General features: G+C 67.4%; 23 protein-coding genes and 2 pseudogenes. 6 read left to right on the forward strand and 19 right to left on the reverse strand.

Annotated features, from left to right (window positions below):
* Positions 1 to 102: 102 nt before the first annotated feature.
* The 9 genes from QUY26_RS13530 to QUY26_RS13570 all read right to left on the reverse strand — a co-directional run bounded on the left by QUY26_RS13530 (position 103) and on the right by QUY26_RS13570 (position 8520).
* The gene (locus tag QUY26_RS13530; protein WP_289946375.1) at positions 103 to 954 is read right to left on the reverse strand and encodes an immunity 49 family protein; all 852 of its coding nucleotides are present in this window, start codon (positions 952 to 954) and stop codon (positions 103 to 105) included.
* A 140-nt stretch (positions 955 to 1094) separates the two neighbouring features.
* Complete coding sequence (locus tag QUY26_RS13535) at positions 1095 to 1556, reverse strand: hypothetical protein (RefSeq protein ID WP_289946378.1); 462 nt, start codon at positions 1554 to 1556, stop codon at positions 1095 to 1097.
* Positions 1557 to 1888: 332 nt separating this feature from the next.
* Positions 1889 to 2671 carry a DUF6177 family protein gene (locus QUY26_RS13540; protein ID WP_289955690.1) on the reverse strand — a complete coding sequence of 261 codons (783 nt, stop codon included), beginning with the start codon at positions 2669 to 2671 and terminating at the stop codon, positions 1889 to 1891.
* Positions 2668 to 3531 (reverse strand): immunity 49 family protein, encoded by an 864-nt coding sequence (locus tag QUY26_RS13545; protein ID WP_289946380.1) that lies wholly within the window; start codon positions 3529 to 3531, stop codon positions 2668 to 2670. The genes QUY26_RS13540 and QUY26_RS13545 overlap by 4 nt, the downstream gene beginning before the upstream one ends.
* 367 nt (positions 3532 to 3898) lie before the next feature.
* Positions 3899 to 4759, reverse strand: coding sequence for an immunity 49 family protein (locus tag QUY26_RS13550; protein WP_289946381.1), 861 nt, complete (start codon positions 4757 to 4759; stop codon positions 3899 to 3901).
* A 10-nt stretch (positions 4760 to 4769) separates the two neighbouring features.
* Positions 4770 to 7328, reverse strand: a complete 2559-nt coding sequence (locus QUY26_RS13555; RefSeq protein ID WP_289946384.1) for a hypothetical protein — start codon at positions 7326 to 7328, stop codon at positions 4770 to 4772.
* Positions 7325 to 7726 carry a DUF6507 family protein gene (locus QUY26_RS13560; protein ID WP_289946385.1) on the reverse strand — a complete coding sequence of 134 codons (402 nt, stop codon included), beginning with the start codon at positions 7724 to 7726 and terminating at the stop codon, positions 7325 to 7327. The genes QUY26_RS13555 and QUY26_RS13560 overlap by 4 nt, the downstream gene beginning before the upstream one ends.
* A 73-nt stretch (positions 7727 to 7799) precedes the next feature.
* Positions 7800 to 8111 carry a pore-forming ESAT-6 family protein gene (locus QUY26_RS13565; RefSeq protein WP_030358016.1) on the reverse strand — a complete coding sequence of 104 codons (312 nt, stop codon included), beginning with the start codon at positions 8109 to 8111 and terminating at the stop codon, positions 7800 to 7802.
* Between the two features lie 79 nt (positions 8112 to 8190).
* Positions 8191 to 8520: a hypothetical protein gene (locus tag QUY26_RS13570; protein ID WP_289946362.1), complete on the reverse strand. Its 330-nt coding sequence runs from the start codon at positions 8518 to 8520 to the stop codon at positions 8191 to 8193.
* Between the two features lie 426 nt (positions 8521 to 8946).
* Between QUY26_RS13570 and QUY26_RS13575 the strand changes: the two genes are divergently transcribed.
* Positions 8947 to 10014 (forward strand): hypothetical protein, encoded by a 1068-nt coding sequence (locus QUY26_RS13575; protein WP_289946387.1) that lies wholly within the window; start codon positions 8947 to 8949, stop codon positions 10012 to 10014.
* A gap of 36 nt (positions 10015 to 10050) precedes the next feature.
* Here QUY26_RS13575 and QUY26_RS13580 read toward each other — a convergent pair whose 3' ends face one another.
* On the reverse strand, positions 10051 to 10725 hold the full coding sequence (locus QUY26_RS13580) for a hypothetical protein (RefSeq protein WP_289946388.1): 675 nt from the start codon (positions 10723 to 10725) through the stop codon (positions 10051 to 10053).
* Between the two features lie 828 nt (positions 10726 to 11553).
* Between QUY26_RS13580 and QUY26_RS13590 the strand changes: the two genes are divergently transcribed.
* On the forward strand, positions 11554 to 11745 hold the full coding sequence (locus tag QUY26_RS13590) for a hypothetical protein (RefSeq protein WP_289946390.1): 192 nt from the start codon (positions 11554 to 11556) through the stop codon (positions 11743 to 11745).
* Between the two features lie 230 nt (positions 11746 to 11975).
* Complete coding sequence (locus QUY26_RS13595; protein ID WP_289946392.1) at positions 11976 to 12311, forward strand: DUF6191 domain-containing protein; 336 nt, start codon at positions 11976 to 11978, stop codon at positions 12309 to 12311.
* 40 nt (positions 12312 to 12351) lie between these two features.
* On the opposite strand, the pseudogene QUY26_RS13600 reads toward QUY26_RS13595, so the two are convergent.
* A pseudogene (locus QUY26_RS13600) lies at positions 12352 to 13050 on the reverse strand (ATP-binding protein).
* Between the two features lie 335 nt (positions 13051 to 13385).
* Here QUY26_RS13600 and QUY26_RS13605 point away from each other — a divergent pair.
* Positions 13386 to 14180, forward strand: a complete 795-nt coding sequence (locus tag QUY26_RS13605) for an SAM-dependent methyltransferase (protein ID WP_289946393.1) — start codon at positions 13386 to 13388, stop codon at positions 14178 to 14180.
* A 60-nt stretch (positions 14181 to 14240) separates the two neighbouring features.
* Here QUY26_RS13605 and QUY26_RS13610 read toward each other — a convergent pair whose 3' ends face one another.
* From QUY26_RS13610 to QUY26_RS13625, 4 genes are read right to left on the reverse strand one after another with little or no spacing between them, the layout of a single operon-like run.
* Positions 14241 to 14891 (reverse strand): OmpA family protein, encoded by a 651-nt coding sequence (locus QUY26_RS13610; protein WP_289946395.1) that lies wholly within the window; start codon positions 14889 to 14891, stop codon positions 14241 to 14243.
* Between the two features lie 2 nt (positions 14892 to 14893).
* Positions 14894 to 15508, reverse strand: a complete 615-nt coding sequence (locus QUY26_RS13615) for a hypothetical protein (protein ID WP_289946397.1) — start codon at positions 15506 to 15508, stop codon at positions 14894 to 14896.
* Between the two features lie 32 nt (positions 15509 to 15540).
* Positions 15541 to 16158 carry a pilus assembly protein TadG-related protein gene (locus QUY26_RS13620; protein ID WP_354670759.1) on the reverse strand — a complete coding sequence of 206 codons (618 nt, stop codon included), beginning with the start codon at positions 16156 to 16158 and terminating at the stop codon, positions 15541 to 15543.
* Positions 16155 to 16352, reverse strand: coding sequence for a hypothetical protein (locus tag QUY26_RS13625; RefSeq protein ID WP_289955692.1), 198 nt, complete (start codon positions 16350 to 16352; stop codon positions 16155 to 16157). Before QUY26_RS13625 ends, QUY26_RS13620 begins: the two co-directional genes overlap by 4 nt.
* Positions 16353 to 16576: 224 nt before the next feature.
* On the opposite strand from QUY26_RS13625, the pseudogene QUY26_RS13630 reads away from it, so the two are divergent.
* Both QUY26_RS13630 and QUY26_RS13635 read left to right on the forward strand, forming a co-directional pair.
* Positions 16577 to 17248 (forward strand): annotated as a pseudogene (locus QUY26_RS13630) (GNAT family N-acetyltransferase); the annotation flags it as partial.
* Positions 17249 to 17411: 163 nt separating this feature from the next.
* Positions 17412 to 17684, forward strand: coding sequence for a hypothetical protein (locus QUY26_RS13635; RefSeq protein ID WP_289956417.1), 273 nt, complete (start codon positions 17412 to 17414; stop codon positions 17682 to 17684).
* 45 nt (positions 17685 to 17729) lie between these two features.
* On the opposite strand, the gene QUY26_RS13640 is transcribed toward QUY26_RS13635, so the two are convergent.
* The 4 genes from QUY26_RS13640 to QUY26_RS13655 are packed head-to-tail and all read right to left on the reverse strand — an operon-like array spanning position 17730 to position 21309.
* Complete coding sequence (locus tag QUY26_RS13640; RefSeq protein WP_289946399.1) at positions 17730 to 18617, reverse strand: DUF5936 domain-containing protein; 888 nt, start codon at positions 18615 to 18617, stop codon at positions 17730 to 17732.
* Between the two features lie 4 nt (positions 18618 to 18621).
* The gene (locus QUY26_RS13645) at positions 18622 to 19569 is read right to left on the reverse strand and encodes a type II secretion system F family protein (protein WP_289946401.1); all 948 of its coding nucleotides are present in this window, start codon (positions 19567 to 19569) and stop codon (positions 18622 to 18624) included.
* A gap of 58 nt (positions 19570 to 19627) precedes the next feature.
* Positions 19628 to 20968, reverse strand: a complete 1341-nt coding sequence (locus QUY26_RS13650; protein ID WP_289946402.1) for a CpaF family protein — start codon at positions 20966 to 20968, stop codon at positions 19628 to 19630.
* Between the two features lie 5 nt (positions 20969 to 20973).
* A complete protein-coding gene (locus QUY26_RS13655) occupies positions 20974 to 21309 on the reverse strand; it encodes a TadE/TadG family type IV pilus assembly protein (protein ID WP_289946404.1) in 336 nt (111 codons plus the stop codon).
* Positions 21310 to 21534: the final 225 nt, after the last annotated feature.

Consider the following 21534-nt stretch of genomic DNA (forward strand, 5'->3'; position numbering starts at 1 on the left):
GCGAAGTCGGTTTCCTAGCTTTCCAAGGCGGCGTTTCTTTCCGAGGAGGCGCCGAGGCGTCGAAGCATGCCGATACGGGCTCCTGTGTGTATTCCTGGCTACTCAGGTAGGGAACTCACCGAGCCAGCTGTGCTCCAGGAAGTGCTTGGGGAGGTAGTCCGACTCGACCTCGATCGGAAGCTTCCCGTCGTAGGCCAGGCAGGCAATGGCCAACGGGCCCAAGGCGATGCTGCCGTCGATGTCAGCTTTCCGGTCCTCGCTCAGAGTCCAGTACGCCCTGTGCAGCTTCAGGGCCTCTTCCAGCGCCGGGCTGAAGCCGTCCTCATCTTTGGTCACGAAGTGGTAGAAGAGGTTGATCGGCGGATAGAGCAGGCCCTGCAACAGGTCCGGCGGCGCGACCTGCGCCACCGCCGGATCGGACATCCGCAGCGCGTCGGTCAGCTTCTCCACCAGTCCCGGGCGCCGCAGCCAGTACGTCTGCAGCGTGTCCACCCAATGGTAGACGTACTCGTCGTACTCCCCCTCCGGTGCCCGCAACCGCTCCAGGGGAATCTCGCACAGCTGCGTCATCCGCTGCTGCTCACGGCAAATCACGGCCAGCCAGAACGCGTTCAGCCAAGTCCCCGCATCGGCAGTCGACAACGGCCCGACAGCCGGAAGGGTCCGCACCTTCCGATTGATACGGCACTCGACGGACCCCTCACTCACCCCCGTCACGGCGAACAGCGCCGAGCCCAACTGCATCGCGTTGACCGCGGCGTACCACGTCTCTACCTCGACCGCTCGTGGGTCGACGACGCAGCGAGCGCGCAGGGCCATGACAGCGGTGTTGAACGCGAAGTCGATCGTGCCCGCCGACTCCTCAAGTCGGTTAATTCGCCTGACGACTCGACTGTCCAGCCGTTCGACGTCGAGCTCGTCCGGCAGTCCATGCCGAGCAATATGTTCGGTCACGGAAGGTCCCCTTGCCGGTTCAGGCTCAAGGGCCGAGTCTCGTTCGCGGTCCAGCACTCCTTGGCCGTCGCTCTGGCTGCGTCGCATGTCCGGAAGCCCTGGCGGGGAACACTCGTCACGTCCACTCCCCTATGCACCGCTCACTCATCGATATACGAGGAGACGCCGAGAGTCACTTCCGCATTAGCGATCATCCGGGCAATCTCAATGGGGAGATTGCTGAACTCTTCCATAACGACGTCATACGGCTCTACGCGGCGGGTCACACCATCGGGCCCAGTGACTTCGAGGTAGTACCGATAACCAGTCGGCGAGCTGGGGTCGGCACCCCTGACCCAGGCTGCCCCACGCCGACGAACAAGGACGTCACCAAGAAAGGAGGTGAGGTCGCTGTGCAAAGTGATCCAGTCCGACTGCTCGAACTGGTCCAGAGGGAGGCGTGAGGCGTAGTTCTGGAGCCCAGGCAGAAGCGCCAGCGGGTCCGCCTCGAACAGATCACGCGCCACACCCAACATGGCCGCAAGGTGGCCAGCATTCTGGTGAGCCTCTTCAGCCCATTGCTGAATCCCGATTTCAGACCCGTCAGATTTCGCGTCTCGCATGATGCATGGCCTTTCAATTACCTCTGTGGCGACTCTACTTCTTTGGAGTGGGCCCGTACTCAAGGAATATAATCCTGGCCTTCTTCAGATACTCCCTGAGGGCATCGGACGGACCTGCGTGAGTAAATGACCAGCGCGGATCGTATTTTGGATCCATTCGCCTCAACGCTACGTCCTTGTGGATCTACTCCTTTATGTGGCTACTGAGGGGCACTTCACCCTTGACAGTTTTCTTGGTCCCGTCATGCAAGGTGATCGTGCGGTATTCGCCGTACGTCTTGACCTCGACCGCAAGCGTACGACCGTCAGGCATCTTTACGGGCACGTCAACCTTACGCCCGCCGGATGCTGTGACCGGGTACACAGGGTCTGAGTTCGTGGGAACCGGATAGTGGCGTTCCGGCCCTCCGCCAAGCAGAGGAGTCACTGCCGTCGCCGCCCAGCGGATAGTGCAGGCAGGGGTCGGCGGCGGCCCCGAGGCGGACGGGGGCGGCGTCGAGCGGCGGGTGCGCGGCGTGAGCGAGACCGATCCCGCGCACCGCGTCCGGGCCGAGGGTGAAGGCGACCGGGGCGGGCGGGGCCTCGAAGCGCGGCGGGACGGTGAGGTCGCGCCGGGCGGCGCGGAGCGAGGTGAGCATCGAGGTCAGCCCGTGCTCGGCTGCCAGGGCCTCGGCCAGGGGCGCGATGGCGTCGAGCGGGGCGGCCTCGTCGGGGCCGTGGCCCAGGGTGAGGGTGATGTCCTCCTCGACCCCGGCGGTGGTGCGGGTGACGGTGGTCGTCGCCACGGCCGGACTGTCCGCGTGGCCGACGGCGACGAGCCAGGTGGGCTGCGGTGCGCGGCTGCGGGCGAGGGCGGTCAGCTGCCGGGTGGACCACGGGAGGCTGACCGGCTCGGCGGTGCTCCAGCCGGCCGGGGGCGCGCCGGTGAGGTGGCGGAAGGCGGTTTCGAGGGCGCCGCCGAGCACGAGGCGCTCGTCGGGTTCGTGCGTGGTGCGGATGTTGAGGATGAGCTGGCGCTCGCCCGTGTCCGGGGCGGGCCGGAAGGACTCGGCGACCGGGGTGGCGCCGTCCGCGCATGCCGATACGGGCTCCTGTGTGTATTCCTGGCTACTCAGGTAGGGAACTCACCGAGCCAGCTGTGCTCCAGGAGGTGCTTGGGGAGGTAGTCCGACTCGACCTCGATCGGAAGCTTCCCGTCGTAGGCCAGGCAGGCAATGGCCAACGGGCCCAAGGCGATGCTGCCGTCGATGTCAGCTTTCCGGTCCTCGCTCAGAGTCCAGTACGCCCTGTGCAGCTTCAGGGCCTCTTCCAGCGCCGGGCTGAAGCCGTCCTCATCTTTGGTCACGAAGTGGTAGAAGAGGTTGATCGGCGGATAGAGCAGGCCCTGCAACAGGTCCGGCGGCGCGACCTGCGCCACCGCCGGATCGGACATCCGCAGCGCGTCGGTGAGCTTTTCCACCAGCCCGGGGCGCCGCAGCCAGTACGTCTGCAGCGTGTCCACCCAGTGGTAGACGTACTCGTCGTACTGCCCCTCCGGTGCCCGCAACCGCTCCAGCGGAATCTCGCACAGCTGCGTCATCCGCTGCTGCTCACGGCAAATCACAGCCAGCCAGAACGACGTCAGCCAATTCCCCGCGCTGGCAGTCGGCAGCGGACCGGCAGCTGGAAGCATGCGCGTTTTACGATGAATACGGCACTCGACGGAACCCTCGGTCACTCCTGTGACAGCAAACAGTGCCGAACCCATCTGCATGGCATCGACTGCGGCCTCCCACGTCTCCACCTCCTCCGCTGCCGGATCGACGACGCAGCGGGCGCGCACGTTCATCACCGCAGAACCGAACGTCGAGTCGATCACCGCCGTGGACCTCTCAAGGCGGTCAATACCCCTGAGCAAGTTTCCATTCAGGCGCTCCGCGAACCGCTGGGCCTCAGGTCCTACCGGCAACTCATGCCGAGAGAAGCGTACGGTCACGGAAGGTCCCCTTGCCGATTCACGCTCAAGGACCGAGCCTCGTTCGCGGTCCAGCACTCCTTGGCCGTCGCTCTGGCCGCGTCGCACGCCCGGAAGCCCTGGCGGGAAAAACTCGTCACGTCCACTCCCCATCGACGGCGTCGTGTTGATATCCCCCCGTCGAGCTCGTTCATTTCCGCACCGAGCACGAGGACCGCCGTCAGACAGGCAAACAGGTCGGGGACGCAGCCCTGGGAAAGATCGAATTCGCCCCCGAATGGGACCGGAAGCCCAGTCCGACCTGGACGCTCTTCATGGACCCCGCTCCGCGCGGCTACCGCGAGCGTGCTAGGCCGGTTGCCTCTCCCCCGGCTTCGGTTCCCCCGGCTCACGTCTCGAGTTCTCCCGCCCAGGCGTACTCCAGGAGCGCCTTCGGCAGGTATTCCGACTCGACCTCGATGGGAAATCCCGCTTCCCGAGCGAGGCAGGCCAGAGCCAGCGGACCGAGAGCCACGAGTCCGGCGCTGCTCATCGCGCGATCGTCGTCCCCGGTCCAGTACTCCTTGTGCCATGTGAGGGCGTCGACCAGTGCTTCGTTGAACTTCTCGTGCTCCTGAGTCAGGTAGCGGTGGAAGAGTTCGAGCGGCGGATACAGGATCTTCAGCAGCTGCTCCCCGTCGGCGACTTGAGCCACCTGAGGGCTGGCGCCGTCGACTGCTTCCACCAGCTTCTCCATCACTCCGGACTCACCGAGCCAGTACCTTTGCAGGGAATCAACCCAGGCGTAGATGTACTCGTCGTACATCGCTCCGGATTCTCGGAGCAACGAGATCGGCACCCGGGCCAGTTGGTTGAGGCGTCCCTGTTCGCGGCAGACGAGAGCCAGATAGAACGAGGAGACCCAGTTGCCGGCGTCCGTGTAGGACCGAGGGCCGATCGCCGGAATGGTCCTTGTTTCCCCGCCGATGCGGCACTGCACGCCTCCTTCCTCCGCAGTCGCGGCGGCGAAGAGAGCAGAGCCAGTCTGCATGGCAACGACCCAGGCCTCCCAGCTTTCGATCTTCCCGGCCAAGGGGTCCAGGGCACAGCGCGACTTCGCCAGGGTCACCGTGGTGCTGAGGGCCTGAGCCCGCGCCACCTCTGAACGCTCAAGACGATCAAGGATCCAGTCCACGGTCTCATTGAGTACCGCCACCCCTTCGACGGCGTTGTCCGTGGGGTAGGGATGCCGAGGAACACTCGTGGCCACTTACTCTCCTCTAGTAGATCTTGAGGTGGTCCAGCATGGCCCCAGCGTACGTGCCCGTATTCTCGTTGGCCTTGACCATGACGTACTGCAACTTCTTGTTCTCCAGGGCGTCCAGGATCCTGAGTGCGAGTTGACCGTCCTTGGGGGACTGAATTGCGCGGGAAAGCATTTCCGCACAGATCGTCTCGATGTACTCCCGGGTCCCCTGCTTGACCATCTTACCGGTCGGGACCTTTACGCCGTTCTGAAAATCTTGCCCTTGTCGCCAATCAAGATCCGCCTTGGGCCCCTTCGCCTCGACCACAACCAGTTCGCCATTTTCCAGTTCCCAGAGCTGATCGAACGCATGAGCACCGTTGGAAGTCTTGGGGAGATCTATCCACTTGGCGCCCTTAAAGTGAGCCTTTACCACATGGTACTTAGCCGAGTCCTCCCCGAGCCTCTCACCCAACTTACTGTTGTTGGCGCGGTCACCGAACGCTTCCTTGGCCTGCTCAAGGGCTTCGAGATTCTGCGCGGAAGGGTTCTTCTTGTACGCTTTCTCGGCAGCGGTGAGGTCCATGCCTAGCTTGCGGCTCTTCGACACATCGTCAAGGTGTGTCCGAGCCGCACGCGGAGCTGAATCGGGCGAATAAGGCGTGGGTTTGAATTTGGTCTCCGCCGCCCCGTACGGCATGTCATGCTTGGCCTTCCACTCCCCGTTCGCAAGCACTTTCATCTCGGTCAGCTCGCGATCCCTGTACCTCGCGTAGATGTCCCTTCGCCGACCATCGCTGTAGTAGTACTCCTCGCGCCACTCAAGGTTTTCATTGGCCAACCGGACATGCTGGTCCCGAATTTCGCGCAGCTCTTCAGCGGTCAGCTCCCTGCGCTCACCACTACCGCCTCCGTCGCTTCCATCTTGACGGTGGGAGGGCGTACTCGCATCGTCAGCTGCCCGGCCCGCCTCATCCGGAGAGTGCGCGGAGTCCCCCGTCGAGTTGTCGCCGGTCCGGCCCAGGTCGCCCGGCCCGCTGCCGCCATGCTGGCCCGACCCGGCATCGGCATGCCCGCTGCCGGCCGCTCCGGCACCTGACCGGGGTATCTCGGGGTGGACGGCAGACGTGTCACCGGCTCTGCCGGGTGCCTCCCCCGCGCCGCGAGGACTCTGACCGGTACCTCCGCCGATTGCGCCGTCATGGCCGGCCCGGGCCGACAAGCGCTCGCCCACGTGAGCCGCAGGGGCGTCAGTTGCCCGGGAACCGGCGCCGACAAGCGCGGGCTCACGCGGTGACGGCGCCCCCTCGGATCCGGCCCGTTCAGCGGCCGACTTCTCCTCCGGCGCCGTGTCGTGGATGCGGTTGCCCTCAGCGTCGACACGAATGAACTCGCCGTTCTCGACACGGACTTTGGAGCCGTCGTCGAGCTCCAACACAGTGTGTACTCCGGGGCCGCCGGCTTTGGCGCCGCCGCGGATCCGGGAGGCCAGGTCAGAGATCTTCGGCAGCTTGCCGACAGCCTTGCCGCCCACCGTGAGCGCCGCCGACAACGGGTCCGCGTACGTGCCGACCTTCGCCCCGATCCCCGCAGCCCGCGCCCCCGCGCCGCCGCCCCTGGCGATCATCCCCAGCGGGCCGACCCCCAGAGTGACGACATTGAAGGTGGCCGTTCCCGCTGCCCGGACCGGGTTGACCTTCCACTGGTCCCAGGCGACCACGCCCTTGGCGAACTCACGCGCGGCGGCCTTCTGCCGCTTCTCCGCCGCGCTCTCCTCGTCGGGCCCGATCGTGTGGTCCAGGACCCAGTCGTACGGCTTCACCGTGTACTGGCCGATGCCACCGGCAACATCAGCCAGCCTGCCCCACGCCTCCTTGGCCGATCCCCCGTAACCGACCAGGTGCCCCAGGCCCTTGAGCGCCCCACCCACACCGTCGACGACGAACCCGTCCCAGACGAAACTCTTGACGTGGCGGTGGACCTCCCAGAGGTGGACGGACTCCTCCTCCGCAGTGCCCCAGGGCAGTTCCTTCGCCTTCTTGAGGAGATCGGCGTCGTACCCGTACGGAATGACCTTCTTCGTCGGCTTGCGACCGCTGCCGTCGTCCACCACGAACTTCGGGCCGTTCACGAGCGCCGAGATCTTGCCGGCGGCCCGGCGCTCCGCGGCCCTGAAGGCGGCCTCCGTCTCCGATACTTGGTCGCGAAGTTCGCGGTTACGGTCGGTCTTGTCGCCGTCGTACGTCCAGTCGTCGTCGCCCTCGACGCTCTTCACGAAAGCGGCGGCCTGATCCCGCAGCGATTCCAGGCGCTTGGCGAGCGGCCGGGCCTCGGCGGCGTACGTCTCCAGGGCGTCGGCGACCGACTCCAGGGCGGTCGCGAACGAGTCGGCCCCGTCCATCACCGGCTGCGTACTGGCGAACAGGTCGTGGGACTCGGGCGCCACGTAATAGGCCCCCAGCATCTGGAAACGAGAATGCACATCGGATCCGCCGTTGCGGATTCCGATGGCGTCGCTACGCAGCGCCGAGATGTCCTTTTCGAGTTGCTCGAAGTTGCCGGTGAACTGATTTATGCCCGCAGGTTCGATCATTTCTCCCCCGGATCGCTCTTCTTACGAGCGTCTGCGAGCAGCTTCTCCACATCCGGGGCCTTGCCCGCGTTCCGCTGCGCGGTCGCCGCTTTCCGCAAGTCCCCGTCGATGTAGTGGTTCGTCGCGTCGATGGCTCCGTTCACCGCGTTCGCGGAACGCGCCCCGAGCGAGAGTACGTCGCCCATTTTCCCGTCCATGAACACGGCCAGCGCGATACCGACGGCACCAGGGGGAGCCGACGCACCGCAGTACCCCGCGCCGATCGTTCCGGCCGAGGCCGCGGCACTCTTCATGTCCTCGCCGTACGCCTTCACGTCCTTGGCCATGTCGTCCATGGCCAGCCCCACCAGCGATGCCACCGAGTCCACCCCGGACGGCGTGATGTCCCAAGCGGGCATGCCGAACCCCCTACCAATCCCCGTCAGTTCGCCCTACTGCCCACTGCGCTGCGATGCCGTCTACACCCGACTCTCAGCCGATGTTGTTGACCGCGGCCCGCGCCCGCGACAACGTGGTCTGCGCCGTCCCGTCGTTCTCCTCCAACGTCGAACGCACGAGCCGGATGATCTCGCGGACCTCGTTCGCCGCGTTGTTCCAGCGCACTTCCTTGCCGTGGTACTCATCCGACACACCATCGGCCTGATAGTCGGCCATCGCCGCCTTCACCGCCCGGTCCCGGTCACCCAGCACCCGCTCCAGATTCCCGATGATGATGTGCAAGCTGCTCTGCACATCGGCGGAAGCACCCGTGTCGTACGAACGCCGATCCTGATTCCCAGCCATGACAAAACTCCCCGTGTCGAGTCGAAGCAGAGTGAATGAATGAACGGGGCCACCCCCAGGCCCCATCGCACAGCGGCGGTCAGCCCGAGAAGCGAGCCGCCTGGAAATTCGCCGCGCCCATGTTCTTGTGCGCGTTGTCCGACTGCTCCTGCACACCCGTACCGAACGCCTCGTCCATCCCCGCCTGGCCACCCAGAATCGACGACAGCGAACCGTTCAACGCAGCCGTGATCTCATCCGCCCGCAACTTGAACGAATCAAACGTCGCCTTCCCCGCCCCGTTGAACTTCCCCTCCAACGGCTCCGCCGCCGACACCAGAGCCCGGATCAGCGCACCCAGATCATCACTCGACCCCGACGTCTGCTTCCCCAACACCGACAGCGTCGTCTCACCCATGTCGAACTTCACAAGCCACCCCTCCCACTCAAACCCCCACCGACCAACCAGTAGTTGACCACTGCACCAACGTCACTCCACGCCCACCAGGCACACACGCCCCGTAGCGCATCGAACATACTCTCCCACATCGCATTGCAGACGCAACGCAGTTGGGAAGACGACCGATCGATTCCGCCGCCGGATCCACGCTGGCCAGAATTGTGCGATTGGGTCGCCTACGGACGCGGGGCAGGAGATCTCGCCGCCCCCCCCCCTGCGAGGTGTCCCGCGCGGACGTGTCCGTCCAGGCCGCTCACCACGAACGAAGGGAGGCCGACACGCGCCCCTGCGAGAGGCCGGGCTCCCTGTGCATACAGTGATCCACTGATGACCAGGACAGCGAGGGGCCGAGGGATGTCGGTACGCCGGGGGATAGCCGGGCTTGTGGGAGCTGGAGTGCTGACGCTGTCTGTGACGGCCTGCGGAGGAAGCGGATCTGACTCCAATGGTTCCGGCGGGGAGACGGGGGAAGCCGGCAAGGGATCGGGCAAGCCTGCTGCGGCCAAGGCGCTGCCTGTTGAGTCGACGGCACGGAAAGCGACGTGGAGCTCCCGGGACGAGGCGCATCGACTGAAGATCGCGCCCAAGCGCCTCGCGCGTGGCACGGCGGCCGACCTGAAGGACGTCCAACTGCTGGACGACGATCTCAAGGGAACGGTTCCGTACTACCTGACCGTCAGCTACACCAACACCGGCTCATCTGCGCTGTCGCAACCGACCCCGCAGTCGAACTTCACCATCACCCTCGCCGACGGCACGCCCGGCAAGGCGATCTCCCTCTGGAACTCGAACACCCTGGCCACCGAACCGAGTTCCCCGCTCCCCGACGACTGCGACAAGGGTGGTCCAGCCGCACTCGCGCCAGGCGACACCGCGACGGCATGCCAGCTCGTGATGGTGCCCAAGGGCGAGCCCGCCACGGTCGCGTACACCGATGACGGCGGAGATACGCTGCTGTGGAAGGTCGGTGATGGCAAGGGCGACGACAACGGAGGCAACCTGCTGCCCGCGCACCAGACCGCTGCCTCAGTCTGGAAGGACATCTTTACCAAGGGCAACGTGCCGATCCAGGTCACTCCCAAGAGCGTGCGCGCCGGGAGCCCGGCGGACCTGAGCAAGTTCGAGTTGAGCGGCGATCAGAAGAAGCTGGTGCCGTACTACGTGACGCTTGAGTACCGCAACACCGGCAAGGAAACGCTTCTGCCGTCCATGGACGACGGAGTGAGCATGCTGACCGCCGCTGGCAGCGAGGTCCCCCCGACACCGCTGATCGACTTCTCCACCAGTGCACAGGGAGAGGGCATCGATCAGTGCCGGGGCCCAGTACCGAACACCCGTCTGAAGCCGAAAGGTACCCTCAGCCTCTGCACCGTCCATCTGCTCACCAAGGGGGACCGCCCTGCGATGATCGGGTTCACCACAGAGGGCAAGAAGGCTGGGACGCTCATGTGGCGAGCGAACTAGGACCCCCAGGAGTGGGCCTCCGTGTGCGGACGCGTCTCAGCCGGCGGCGCCGGCCAGGCGACGCATGATCGTCATGAGTTCGTCGGGCGGAGAGATGCGCATCGTCCGACTTTCCTGGTCGAAGAGCGTGATCGATGTCAGGGCGCCGGCGCGCCACCAGAACACCCGAGGGGAGAGGCGTCCGGGGCCGTCCTCGTAGGCGCCCTGCCCGAACTGCGCCAAGGCGTTGGCGGCCTCGGCCACGTTCCTGTCGGCGAGCGGATAGAACACGAGGTTGTGCCGGTTCGGGACGACCAGCAGCACACCCTCGTCCGGTATCCGTGGGCCGTCGGCGGCCCGCACCGCCTCGTCGAAGACGAGCACCTTGCTCGCCGCGAACACCGACTCCGGGTGGCCGAGGATGTGGAGGACCGCGCCACCGGGGAGATCGACGGTGTCGTAGTTGACCGGCTCGCTGAGCAAGTTGGTACGCGCGGCGGTCGCGAGGGTGTCCCACTCGACGAGGGCCACGTCGCGGTCATCGAGGACGCGGACGTTGTCAGGTGTGTCGAGGGCGATGCCCGCCAGGAGATCCGTAGCCAGCGGTTGAAGGTAGCTGAACTGCCCTCGTGCTTCCTCGGGTATCGATTCCTCGGCGACCAGCCTCAGGTACACGCTGCGCAGGGGGTCCCGGCTACTGCTGCGGTCGGGGTGGGCTGACAGGTCGCTCATGCACGGTTCCTTGGGTGTGCGGCCGCGGCGGGGTGCCGGGCACATCGGGTGGTCTGTCGGGCGGCTCGCAGTGGAGCGGCTCACCGATCAGATCACGTGGCCGCGCGTCGTCGCACCGTGGAGCCGACGGCAAGAGTCTGCTCGGCCGCGCGGGGGCGATCACCGCGGACTGTGGGCCGCGATGGCCAGGACGGCTAACGCGATGGCCAGGACGGCTAAAGAGAATGCTCGTCCTAGTCGTGGGGAAGGAAACGCCGGGCGGGTCGGTGGCCGCGCGGCCGGACCGGTGCGACGTCCGCTCAGGCCCGCAGCAGCCCGTAGCCCCGCGCCCCTCCCGCGCCCCTCCCGCGGCAGCACCGCCCACATCCGCGTCCCGCCGCCCGGCTCTCGCGCGTCGTCGAACCCCAGTCCCCCACGCATGCGCGCACCACGCACGCCATCAGGTTCAGTGACGCGCGGCGGCGTTCGGATCAAGGGCGGCAAGGCCGACCACCTGCTCTGAGGGACACATCCGGACCTCGGGGCGAGAAGGACTCCGATGGCCGCTCACCCCACCGAACCCACCGAACCCACCGAACCCACCGAACCCACCGAACCCACCGAACCCACCGAACCCACCGAACCCACCGAACCGATCATCCCTCGGCCTGAACGGGCCCCTGCCGCACTCCGTGTCGCCCTCGCCCAGATGGCCCCGCAGCGGCTGGCGGACATGGGGCGGCAGGGGGACGAAGCCATCGCGCTGGCGGCGCAGTCGAGGTCTCTCGGCCCGGTGCTCCAGTTCCTGGAGTCCTGGGCCGTGGCCGTGGCCGTGGCCGTCGAGATCGCATGCCTCCCGGGGCCGCGGCCCATCTGCGCGCCGCCGAGTACACGGCGCAGAACACCGACCGCGACGACCCCGCCTGGCGGGCGGCCATGGACGAGAACCGCGCCCTTCACACCGCGGCCAGGAAGTCACTCACGCATGAGCAACTGGCGTTGGGAGTACGACACGGTCTCGTGTCCACGCCAACTGGCTGAGTGCGTCGATGACGGGCAGCAACGCCTGTCGGTGAGTTCCAGCAACGCTTGGGTGTGGTTGGCGTCCGGAATGTCGATGAGTTTCAGCAACGCCGCTGGGGCTGCGGTCAGGTCCGGAAATATCGATGAGAACTGACAACGCCCGGTGCAAGCGGCCGCGAGGAAGGAGCCACCGTACGTGTTTCCGAAGATGGCGTGTGAGTGTGTGCCGTGCTCTGGATACTGGGGGCATGGGATTCGCCGTCTTCATGACCCTGCCAGGGCTGGTCATTGTGCTGACCGCCCTGGCCTTCGCTGATCAGCTGCTTCTGCGCGCAGGGCGAGCCGGGCTACTGCCCTGGCGGAACAGCGCCAGGCAGGGGCAGATCTCGGCAACCGGCTTCGAGCAGCTTCATGCGAGCTTCTCGCCGGGCAAGCAGAGCGAACTGAAGGAGCGCCAGTCAGCGCTCATTCTGAGGGATGACGAGGAAGACGGAGCGCCGCCGAACCGGACCATGGTGGATCTGGAGGGCGGAACGGCGGTCGTCCGTATGCCTCTGGCTGGGGGGCAAGCCGAGCAGCTCTGAGGCGGAGCCGATCACGGGGTGGCCGAATTGAGGATCCCCATCAGTTGGCTGATTGCTCGGCCTTGCTCCAGGCGTGGGCGAGTCGGTAGGAGTCGGTGCCGGTCTCGATGATCGTGCCGTTGAAGGTGAGCCGGTCGACGATCGCGGTGCAGAGCCTGGGATCGGTGAAGGTCTTGGTCCAGCCACCGAAGGATTCGTTGGAGGCGATGGCGATGGCCTTGTTCTCCTCCCGTTCGGTCAACACCTGGAACATCAACTCGGCGCCGTGCCGGTCGAGTTCCATGTAGCTCATCAATGCACAAAAGATCGACACGCCCGTAGCGGGCGATGGTCTTGCTCAGCTGCTTCTCGTCCGCAGCCTCGACCAGCTCGTTCACGAGCTTGGTGGCAGGGTGTATTTCACCCGGAACCCGGCCATGGCGGCCTCGGTTCCCAGCGCGATCAGCAGGTGTGACTTGCCGGTGCCGGAGTCGCCGATCAGGCAGAGAGGCTGTGCCTTCCTCACCCACTCGGAAGTGGCCAGGGTATGGATCACAGCGGGGTCGATGTTGGGGTTGGCATCGAAGTCGAACTCCCTGACCGACTTCTGCCTCGGGAACGCGGCGGCCTTGATCCGGCGCTCGGAGCGGCGCCGGGCCCGGTCATCGCACTCGGCCAGCAACAACTCGGCGAGGAAGGTGAGGTAGGACATCTGCTCGCGGATCGCCGCGTACAGCTCGGTCCCCGACTTCGACGCCATCGGCGGCCCCCAGCGGTATGGAGCACCCTCATGCTCCCACCGGAAGCACCCGACTGTTGCTGGAACTCGTCAACACCGTTCCCCGCGAACTCCCTGTGTTGTCGGCACTGAACGACAACCGTTGCTGGAACTCCCCTGCACACTCACAACTGGCGTACCCAGAAACGGAGATCGCTGGGATCTTGCCCGTCTCGAACGTAGTCTCGTAGCCAGACAGCTGTGCCAGCGCAGGAACCGGGTCCGGGTCCAGGACAGGTTCTGTCCGGGGCAGGGCCGGCGCCCGTCCGGTCAGGGCCCGGTCCGGCCTCCTGCCAACGATCTCTGAGGAGTCCCCCATGGGCGAGCCCAAAGTCGACCACTCCGGACTGCCGTCGGCCGATGACGGGGAGGTGAGCAGCGCGCGGTTCTGGAACGCGGCTCAGGGCGGGAAGGACAACTACGAGCGGGACCGGCAGGCCGTCGAGGCGGTGGAGAAGCTCGCGCCCGGCATCACCGCCGACGCCCGCTCGGCCCGGCAGTTCCTGCGCAGGACCGTCTACTGGGCGGCGGCCGAGGCGGGCGTGACGCAGTTCCTGGACCTCGGCGCCGGGCTTCCGCTGGCGCCGGACATCCACCACATAGTCAGCCGCCACCAGCCGGACGCCCGTGTGCTGTACGTGGACAACGACCCCGTCGTCCTGGCCCACCAGGGCGCGTACCAGGACCCGCCCCTGAGCAGCTACATCGACGCCGACATGCGCGACACCGACACCGTCCTGGCCCACGCCGCCGACCGCTTCGACCTCACCAAGCCCGTGATGCTGACCTTCAGCAGCGTCCTCGGGCACTTCTCGGACGAGGAGGCGCACGCGCTCATCGGCCGCCTCCTCGAACCGCTCGCCCCCGGCAGCTGCCTCATGCTCAGCCACGACATCCCCACGCCCACGATCATCGTGGCCTGCGAGGTCTACTCCGCCGCGCCCGGAGCGCTGCCCTACCAGCCGCGCACCATCGAGCAGTTGATGGCGTTCTTCGAGGGGATGGATCTCGTCGAGCCCGGGCTTGTGCCGCTCTTCGAGTGGCGGCCGGATGAGGCTACGGAGGTCACTGAGGTGATGGGGTACGGGGCCGTGGGGCGCACGCGGGCCTGAGCGGCCCGGGAACGCGCTCGCCCTCTGCCCCCCTGGAGCCCCCTCGCCCTTGGCTCGGCCTCAGCCGCCGCCCTCCGCCGAGACGCCGCTCGACGCGCCGCCCCTCGGGAACGACACCTCCACCCGCCGGTTCTTCTTCCGCCCCTCCTCCGACCCGTTGTCCGCGATCGGATAGTCCTCGCTGTAGCCGCGCACGGCGTACGTGACCTCCGGGCCCAGGTGGGTCGCCAGTTCGTCGTGGACCGCCTCGGCCCGCGCCTTCGAGAGCTTCTTGCCGTGGGCGTACGAGCCGAGGTTGTCCGTGAACCCGAAGACGCGCACGTCCGTGGCCTTCTGGACCTTGGCCTCCTCGGCGATCGCCTTGATACGGGCCGACGCTTCCGGGTTCAGCTTGGAGCTGTCCTTGGGGAAGAGGACCTCGGCCTGAAGCGCGAACTTCACATCCGTGTTGGTGTCCTCGCGGCGCTCCTCACCGCCCATTTCCTCCACCACGGACTTGATGTCGAGAACCTTGGCGGGGGCGAGTGTGGCGCCGTCGGCGAGCTTCAGGCCGGGGCTGTTGGGGTCGACTTTGGGGGGTGGGGAGGTGCTGGTGGAGCCGGGGGGTGCGGTGGGGTCGTCGTCGGCCCAGGCCGTGGGGACGGGGGCAAGGAGGAGGAAGGCGCTGAGGGTGGTGGCTGTCGCGGTGGCCAGGGATCGGGAGCGGGTCATGGCTACTCGCCCTCGGAGATCTCAACGGGGGCGGGGGGCATCGCGCCGACCTGGAAGCTGACCGCGGTCGTCCCCTCGGGCGGAGCGGGGAACTGTGCGTACCACTCGCTGGTCTGCCCCGGCTTGACGCCACCGGTGAATTTGGTGCACAAGCAACGACCTTCGGTGTCACGCAGTACGAGATAGCGCTTCTTTCCCTTGCCGTCGACGAGGTTGGCGCCTGCAACCGACGAGCCGTTCTTGTTCAACTCGCGCTCTTCACCGCGCCAGTTGGCAGCCGCGAAGAAGCGGCTACCGTTGTTCGTGACGGTGCCGGACACCGTGACGAAGCCCCCTTCGTCACGTACCGCCGACTTGACCGTCAGCGTGATGTTCTCCTCGCCCTTGACCTCGGCAAGGACTTCGTCGGAGGACCGGGGCTGCTTCTCCTGCCCCCTGTCGTCACTGCCGGAGTCATTGTTGGAGGTGCCCGACGACGTGGTCTTCTTGTCGGAGTCCTTCGATTCGTCGCCTCCACCGTCACTGCCACCGCAGCCAGCCACCGCGAGGACCAGCCCAGTCGTGATCGCAGCCGCGGTCATTGCCCTGCGAGTCTTCTTGGTGCGCCGAAGTATCATCGCTACGGCTTCCTTCTCTCGTCGCTTGCTTGTCAGTTGGCCAGGTGTACCGAGAAGAGTGTCGACGAGTCCGGGAGGTCGTCCAGGTCGAAGTCGTCCGGGTCGATCACGATGGAGGCATCATCGCCGTCGCAGACGAACTCCACCGCCTTCTCCGGGTCAGCTGACTGAGCCAGGTCGCAACGGGGCTTGATGACAGCGGTCGCATTGGCCCGGGCGTGCTGACCCTCCGTGCCCGGAATGATCGAGTCACCGACGGTGTAGTTGGTGGTGACCTCCACGCGGAAGCCGGGGTAGCCGTTGACCTCCGCCGCACCGAATCCCGTCACATGCGCGTCATTGTCGGCCGCCAGTGCGTCCGCCGCCCCCTCCGCTCCGTCATCGGAGGCTATGTCGCCCAAGAGCCAGTCCAGCCACTCGTCTCCCTCACCCGCCTCAATGGCGTCGCCCAGCCCTTCGACCAACTCGTCGCGGGCATCCTGGGCGGCTGCCAGCGCCGCCGCGTCCGCGGCCGATTGGGCTCCGTTGCGTGCGGACGCGGCTTGGGCGAACGCGAAGAATGCCAAGGAAACGAAGAGCAGAACCCCCGTCAGCCAGATGTAGAGCGGGAGGGTTCCGCCCCTGTCGCTGTGGAGTCGAGCGCGCCTCAGCCGCCAATGACGTCGGACACGGCGTCCTGAATGGCTCCGGAGATCTGGCCGTCCAGTCCTAGGCCGTCGATGAGGACGAAGATCCCCGCGATGAGAATCATCAGTCCCGCGTACTCCACGAACCCCGCTCCCCGGTCCCGTTCGCTCCCTCGTGTCGCCCGGACCCGGGAAGCCACCGCCTGCGTCCACGTCATCCACGCTCCCAGCACGCGATCCTTCAGCACGACGGACGACCTTTCTCTCCCACCCGATACCGCGACCTTCAGCGACGCCGCTGTTGTCATGGGGCAACGTACGCGACAACACGTATCTCGGCAGCAACTCTGCGCGACCAATGCGGCTCCAGGTACGCCTGCTCCGCAAGTTGGCGAGTTCCCTTCCCTCCCGGAGTGATCACCATGCACCCCGAGGGGCGAAGATGCACAGCTCCCCGACGCGCTCCCCGCAGCTGAACTCCCCAGCTCCAGGAGCCGTTTGGCTCACCTCATCGACTCTGGCACATCCCGTCGCAGCCGCTGAGGGCTTTCACTCACTTCGTACGGAAGCTGTCACGTTGTCGCGGGCTGGTGCCCCGCAGGCCACCTTCACGTCATCCACCGGCACGCGCGGTGGGAAACCACGCCTGGGCCGTCCCGAGCGATCAATACAGTGGGCACGACACGGGGCGACTGCGGGGGGCGCGGTGATCTGGTGGCGGCTGGTGGCCGAGGAGAACCTCGGGCTCCTGGCGGTGTGGCTCGCGCAGCCACACGTCGCGCGGTGGTGGCCTCACGACACGTCCCTGGAGGGAATCGCACGGGACTTCGGCCCTTCGGCACGGGGCACGGACCCGTCCGAGGACCTGCTGGCCATGTGGGACGGGCTACCGATCGGCCTGGTCCGGCGGCGCCGGTTCACCGACCACCCGATGCGTGCGGCGGGGTGGGACGGGCACGTGGACGTACCCGACGGTGCGGTGACCCTCGACTACCTGATCGGCGACCCCACGCGCATCGGACAGGGCCTCGGCCCGCTCCTCATCCGAGACATCGTGGCGCACACCTGGGCCGCCCACAGGGACGCCCCCGCCGCCGTCGTCCCCGTCCCGGCGGCCAACCGCGCGGCTTGGCGGCCTCTGGAGAAGGCCGGGCTGCGCCGCGTCGGCAGCGTCGAGCAGGCCCCGGAGCCCCAGGACGTCCAGGGCACCGCAGCTTCCCCGGATTCCACGAACGTCCCGGGTGACGATCCCGGCTACTACGTCCATCGCGTGGGCAGTGGCGGCGGACGAGAGCCAGGAGCCTCTGAACCACACCTGGCCAGTTCTTCTGTTCATTGCGGCGAACATCGGAACCAACGTGGGTTCCGAAAAGCCCGTTGTCTTCTGGTTCTTCGCCGCCATCGGCGGGCTGGGGATACTGGCCACCGTCGGATGCCTGAAGAAGCTCTGGGGGATGCGCCGAGCGCACCGGAGCGCGGTCTTTTGGGCGTTGGTCCTGCTCTCCTGCTCCGCCTATGTGGTTTATACGGTAGCCATCCGGGCGTTATGACGGACCACAAGACCAGCCGCCGCCGTCATTCCCGCCCCCCCCACATCACTCCCCCAAAATCGACCCGAAGTCCGACCCCGACCCCAGGAACATCCCGGACGCGATCAGGATCATCGTCGCCGGGAGCATGAAGACGAGCGTCACCATCGTCGCCTTGGGGATCGTCTTCGCTGCGCGGCGGCGGGAGTTCTGGGCGTCGGTGCGGCGCATGTCGGTGGCGAGCTGGATGAGGGTTTCGGCGATGGGGGAGCCGAGTTCCTCGCCCTGCTGGAGGGCGGAGACGAACTGGGCCACCTGTTCGGAGGCGTTGCGTTTGCGGAGTTCGTCGAAGGCCTGGCGGCGGCTTACGCCCATGTCCATCTGGCGGAGGGTGATGCGGAGTTCGTCGGCCCACGGGCCCTCGTACTTCTCGGCGACACGGTCCAGGGCCTGGCGGAAGCCGAGGCCCGCGGAGACGACCACGGCGAGGACGTCGAGGAAGTCGGGGAGCGTGCGGTCGATGACCTCGCGGCGTTCGCGTACGGCCTGCCAGATCAGGGCGTCCGCCGCCACCGCGCCGAAGACGAAGGTCAGGGCGGCGAAGAGGGGTTGGGAGTTGGTGAGGAAGATGAGGCCGAGGACGAGGCCGAAGATGCCGTACACCGCCCGGCGGGCCGCGTAGCGGTCGATCGTCAGGCCGCCGGGGTTGCCCGCCATGTCGATGCGGCGGCGCTTCGCCGTCACCCGCTTCGGGCCCATGAGGCGCAGGACGAGGGGCGCGAAGCGCATGCCCAGGCGGTCCACCGCCCCGCCCGCCACCGAGACGCGGGACGCGCCGACCTCCAGGGCGACGGCCAGGTCGGCCGGGAGCTTCGCCTCGGCGCGGTACATGCGGATGCCCTGCGCGGCGCCGGCGACGGCCAGGCCCATGAGGGCGGCGAGCAGCAGTGCCATCACGTCACACCTCGATCTTTCCGAGGCGCCTGATCACGAAGAAGCCCACCGCGTAGAGGCCGAGCGAGATCAGGATCAGGGTCTGGCCGAGGGGGGAGCCGGTCACGCGCTCAAGGGCGCCCTCGTTCGACGAGTTGATCAGCAACAGCGATCCCAGTCCCAGGAGCGGGACCGTGAACGCCGTCGCGTGGACCTCCGAGAGCATCGTGCGGACCTCGCGCCGGGTCTCCTTGCGGTCCTCCAGGGTCTGGGTGAGGTTGCGGAGGGAGTTGACCACCGATCCGCCCGCCTTGTTCGACAGGACCAGGGTCGTCACGAGGACTATCAGTTCGCGGGACGGGAGGCGTTGGGCCAGTTCTTCGAGGGTGTCGTCGATGGAGCGGCCGAGGGTGAGCTGGTGCGCCACGTGGGAGAGTTCCTCGCCCGCGGGTGCCTCCAGCTCCTCCGCCGCCATCGCGAGGGACGTGCGCAGCGCCAGGCCCGCCGCCGTCGCGTTGGCGAGGATGCGGGCCACGTCGGGGAGTTGGTTGATGAAGGCCTCGATGCGCTTCTGGCGTTGCCAGTTGAGGAAGATGACCGCGCTCCAGACGGCCACGATCCCGGCGATGGGGCCGAAGAAGGGGGCCAGGGACGCGGCCGCTATCAGCCAGAGGGCCGCGACGACCGCCATGACGTAGGTGAAGAACTCGCCGGGGGTCAGGTCCAGGCCGGTGGCGGAGAGCCGGAGTTGGAGTTCGCGGCCCAGGCGGGTGCGGCGCAGGCGGCGGTCCACGGCCGTGAAGCGGCGGACGCGGCCGCCGCCCTCCAGGTCCGGCCGGGCGCCCTCGCCCGTCAGGCGGTCCTCCAGGGCCTGGCGCTGGGCGCGCCCGGAGGCGTACGTCTGGAGTCCGGCGACGGCCAGCGTGCCGGTGAGGAGCGTGGCGCCGAGGGCCAGCAGCGTGGGGTTGTTCATCAGCCGGTCAGTTCCTTCGCGTCCCAGGCGCCCGAGGCGTCCCTCGTGTGCTCGTCCATCAGCCGATCGCTTCCCTGGTGTCCAGTACGTCGATGGCCTCCGCCACCCCGTACGCGGGCGGCACCGGCTCCCCCGCCACGTACAGCTTCTCCGCCACCGGGCGTGGCAGCGGCAGGTGCTCGAAGTAGCCGTGGACGATGCGGTCGGGGCCGGCCGGGCTCGGGACGAAGCGGGTCACGGGCGCGATGCGGAACTGCTCACGGCCGTGGCTGACCAGGAGCACGATCTCGGCGACCTTGCGGGAGCCGTCGGCGTGCCGGGCGAGCTGGACGACGACGTCCACGGCCGAGTTGATCTGGTCGCGCAGGGCCTCGAAGGGGACCTGGACCTCCGACATGGAGCCGAGGGTCTGGAGGCGGGTGAGGGCGTCCTCGGCCGTGTTCGCGTGGACCGTCGCGAGGGAGCCGTCGTGGCCCGTGGACATCGCCTGGAGCATGTCGAGGGTCTCGCCGCCGCGGACCTCGCCGACGATGATGCGGTCGGGGCGCATGCGCAGGGAGTTGCGGACCAGGTCGCGGATCGTTATCTGGCCCTTGCCCTCGACGTTGGGGGGCCGGGATTCGAGACGGATGACGTGGTCCTGCTGGAGCTGGAGTTCGGCCGAGTCCTCGATGGTGATGATGCGTTCGTGGGCGGGGAGCAGGCCGGAGAGGGCGTTCAGGAGGGTCGTCTTGCCGGAGCCGGTGCCCCCGCTGACGATGATGTTGAAGCGGGCCCGTACGAACGCGGCGAGCAGCATCAGCATGTGCTCGTCGAGCGAGCCGAGGCCGATGAGTTCGGTGAGCGTGTACGCGCGCGGGAAGCGGCGGATGGTGAGCGTCGCGCCGGTGAGGGCGAGCGGCGGGATGATGACGTTGACGCGTTCGCCGGTGGGCAGGCGGGCGTCGACCATGGGGTTGGACTCGTCGACGCGGCGGTTCACGGTGGAGACGATGCGTTCGATCGTCTGCATCAGCTGGTCCTCGGAGGCGAAGCGGAGAGGGAGCTGTTCGACCCGTCCGGCCCGCTCCACGAAGATGGAGTCGGGGCCGTTGACCATGATCTCCGTGATGGAGGCGTCCGCGAGGAGCGGTTCCAGTACGCCGAGGCCGAGTGCCTCGTCGACGACGCGGCGGACCAGGTGGGCGCGTTCGGAGGAGGAGAGGACCGGGCCCTCGCGGCTGATGATGTGGTTGAGGACGCGTTCGAGGCGGGCTCGGCGGTCGGCCGCGGAGAGGGACGACATCTCGGCGAGGTCGATCTCTTCGAGGAGCTTCGCGCGGTACGTCGCCACGAGGCCCTCGTCGCGGTCGGGCGTGACCGCGTCGGCGGGCGAGGCGATACGGGCTCTCAGGCTCATCGGGGTCAGCCTCCGGCCTCGGGGTCGTCGTTGGGCATCGTCGCGGACTTCTCGACGGTCCAGTCGGTGTCGATGAAGGGGAGGAGGGTGGGGACCTGGACGGTGACGGTGGCCGTCGTCGTCTCGCCGCTCCCGTCGCCGACGCTGATGTCGGCGGTCAGGCCGCTGTCCATCGCCGCGCGCCCCGCCGCCTCCCCGCCGCCCTCCCCCTGCGAGGCGACCCGGGCGGCGGCCCGTGCCCCGGAGCCCGCCTGGTTCGCGGCGTAGCCGACGAGGCCGAGCTGGATCGCGGCCATGCCGATGATCAGAAGGATGGGGAGGAAGCCGGCGAATTCGAGCATGGAGACGCCTGCGTCGTCGTAGGCGCGGCGGCGTTTCGGGGGGCGGGGACCGGTGGCTCGGGTGCGGGGCGTGCACGGCCGGGTACGGGGCAGGGCGGCCCTGGTGCGGGGCGCGGTGGCCCGCGTACGGGATCCGGCGGCCCGGCGCGCGGGCAGCAGCCTCCCCCGGCCCGCCACTCGGCGGCGGCAGGGGCGCGGGACGACCGGCGTACGCCGCGACACGCC

This window comes from Streptomyces flavofungini, assembly GCF_030388665.1.
GTDB classification, from domain to species: domain Bacteria; phylum Actinomycetota; class Actinomycetes; order Streptomycetales; family Streptomycetaceae; genus Streptomyces; species Streptomyces flavofungini_A.

Coding starts and splice junctions, on each gene's coding strand:
- QUY26_RS13640 (WP_289946399.1), bottom strand. CDS start 18,617: ATGGCACTGCTGCTCGCCGCCCTCATGGGCCTGGCCGTCGCCGGCGCC.
- QUY26_RS13555 (WP_289946384.1), bottom strand. CDS start 7,328: ATGATCGAACCTGCGGGCATAAATCAGTTCACCGGCAACTTCGAGCAA.
- QUY26_RS13610 (WP_289946395.1), bottom strand. CDS start 14,891: ATGACCCGCTCCCGATCCCTGGCCACCGCGACAGCCACCACCCTCAGC.
- QUY26_RS13535 (WP_289946378.1), bottom strand. CDS start 1,556: ATGCGAGACGCGAAATCTGACGGGTCTGAAATCGGGATTCAGCAATGG.
- QUY26_RS13595 (WP_289946392.1), top strand. CDS start 11,976: ATGGGATTCGCCGTCTTCATGACCCTGCCAGGGCTGGTCATTGTGCTG.
- QUY26_RS13560 (WP_289946385.1), bottom strand. CDS start 7,726: ATGCCCGCTTGGGACATCACGCCGTCCGGGGTGGACTCGGTGGCATCG.
- QUY26_RS13650 (WP_289946402.1), bottom strand. CDS start 20,968: ATGAGCCTGAGAGCCCGTATCGCCTCGCCCGCCGACGCGGTCACGCCC.
- QUY26_RS13605 (WP_289946393.1), top strand. CDS start 13,386: ATGGGCGAGCCCAAAGTCGACCACTCCGGACTGCCGTCGGCCGATGAC.
- QUY26_RS13580 (WP_289946388.1), bottom strand. CDS start 10,725: ATGAGCGACCTGTCAGCCCACCCCGACCGCAGCAGTAGCCGGGACCCC.
- QUY26_RS13625 (WP_289955692.1), bottom strand. CDS start 16,352: ATGACGTGGACGCAGGCGGTGGCTTCCCGGGTCCGGGCGACACGAGGG.
- QUY26_RS13565 (WP_030358016.1), bottom strand. CDS start 8,111: ATGGCTGGGAATCAGGATCGGCGTTCGTACGACACGGGTGCTTCCGCC.
- QUY26_RS13645 (WP_289946401.1), bottom strand. CDS start 19,569: ATGAACAACCCCACGCTGCTGGCCCTCGGCGCCACGCTCCTCACCGGC.
- QUY26_RS13590 (WP_289946390.1), top strand. CDS start 11,554: ATGCCTCCCGGGGCCGCGGCCCATCTGCGCGCCGCCGAGTACACGGCG.
- QUY26_RS13655 (WP_289946404.1), bottom strand. CDS start 21,309: ATGCTCGAATTCGCCGGCTTCCTCCCCATCCTTCTGATCATCGGCATG.
- QUY26_RS13615 (WP_289946397.1), bottom strand. CDS start 15,508: ATGATACTTCGGCGCACCAAGAAGACTCGCAGGGCAATGACCGCGGCT.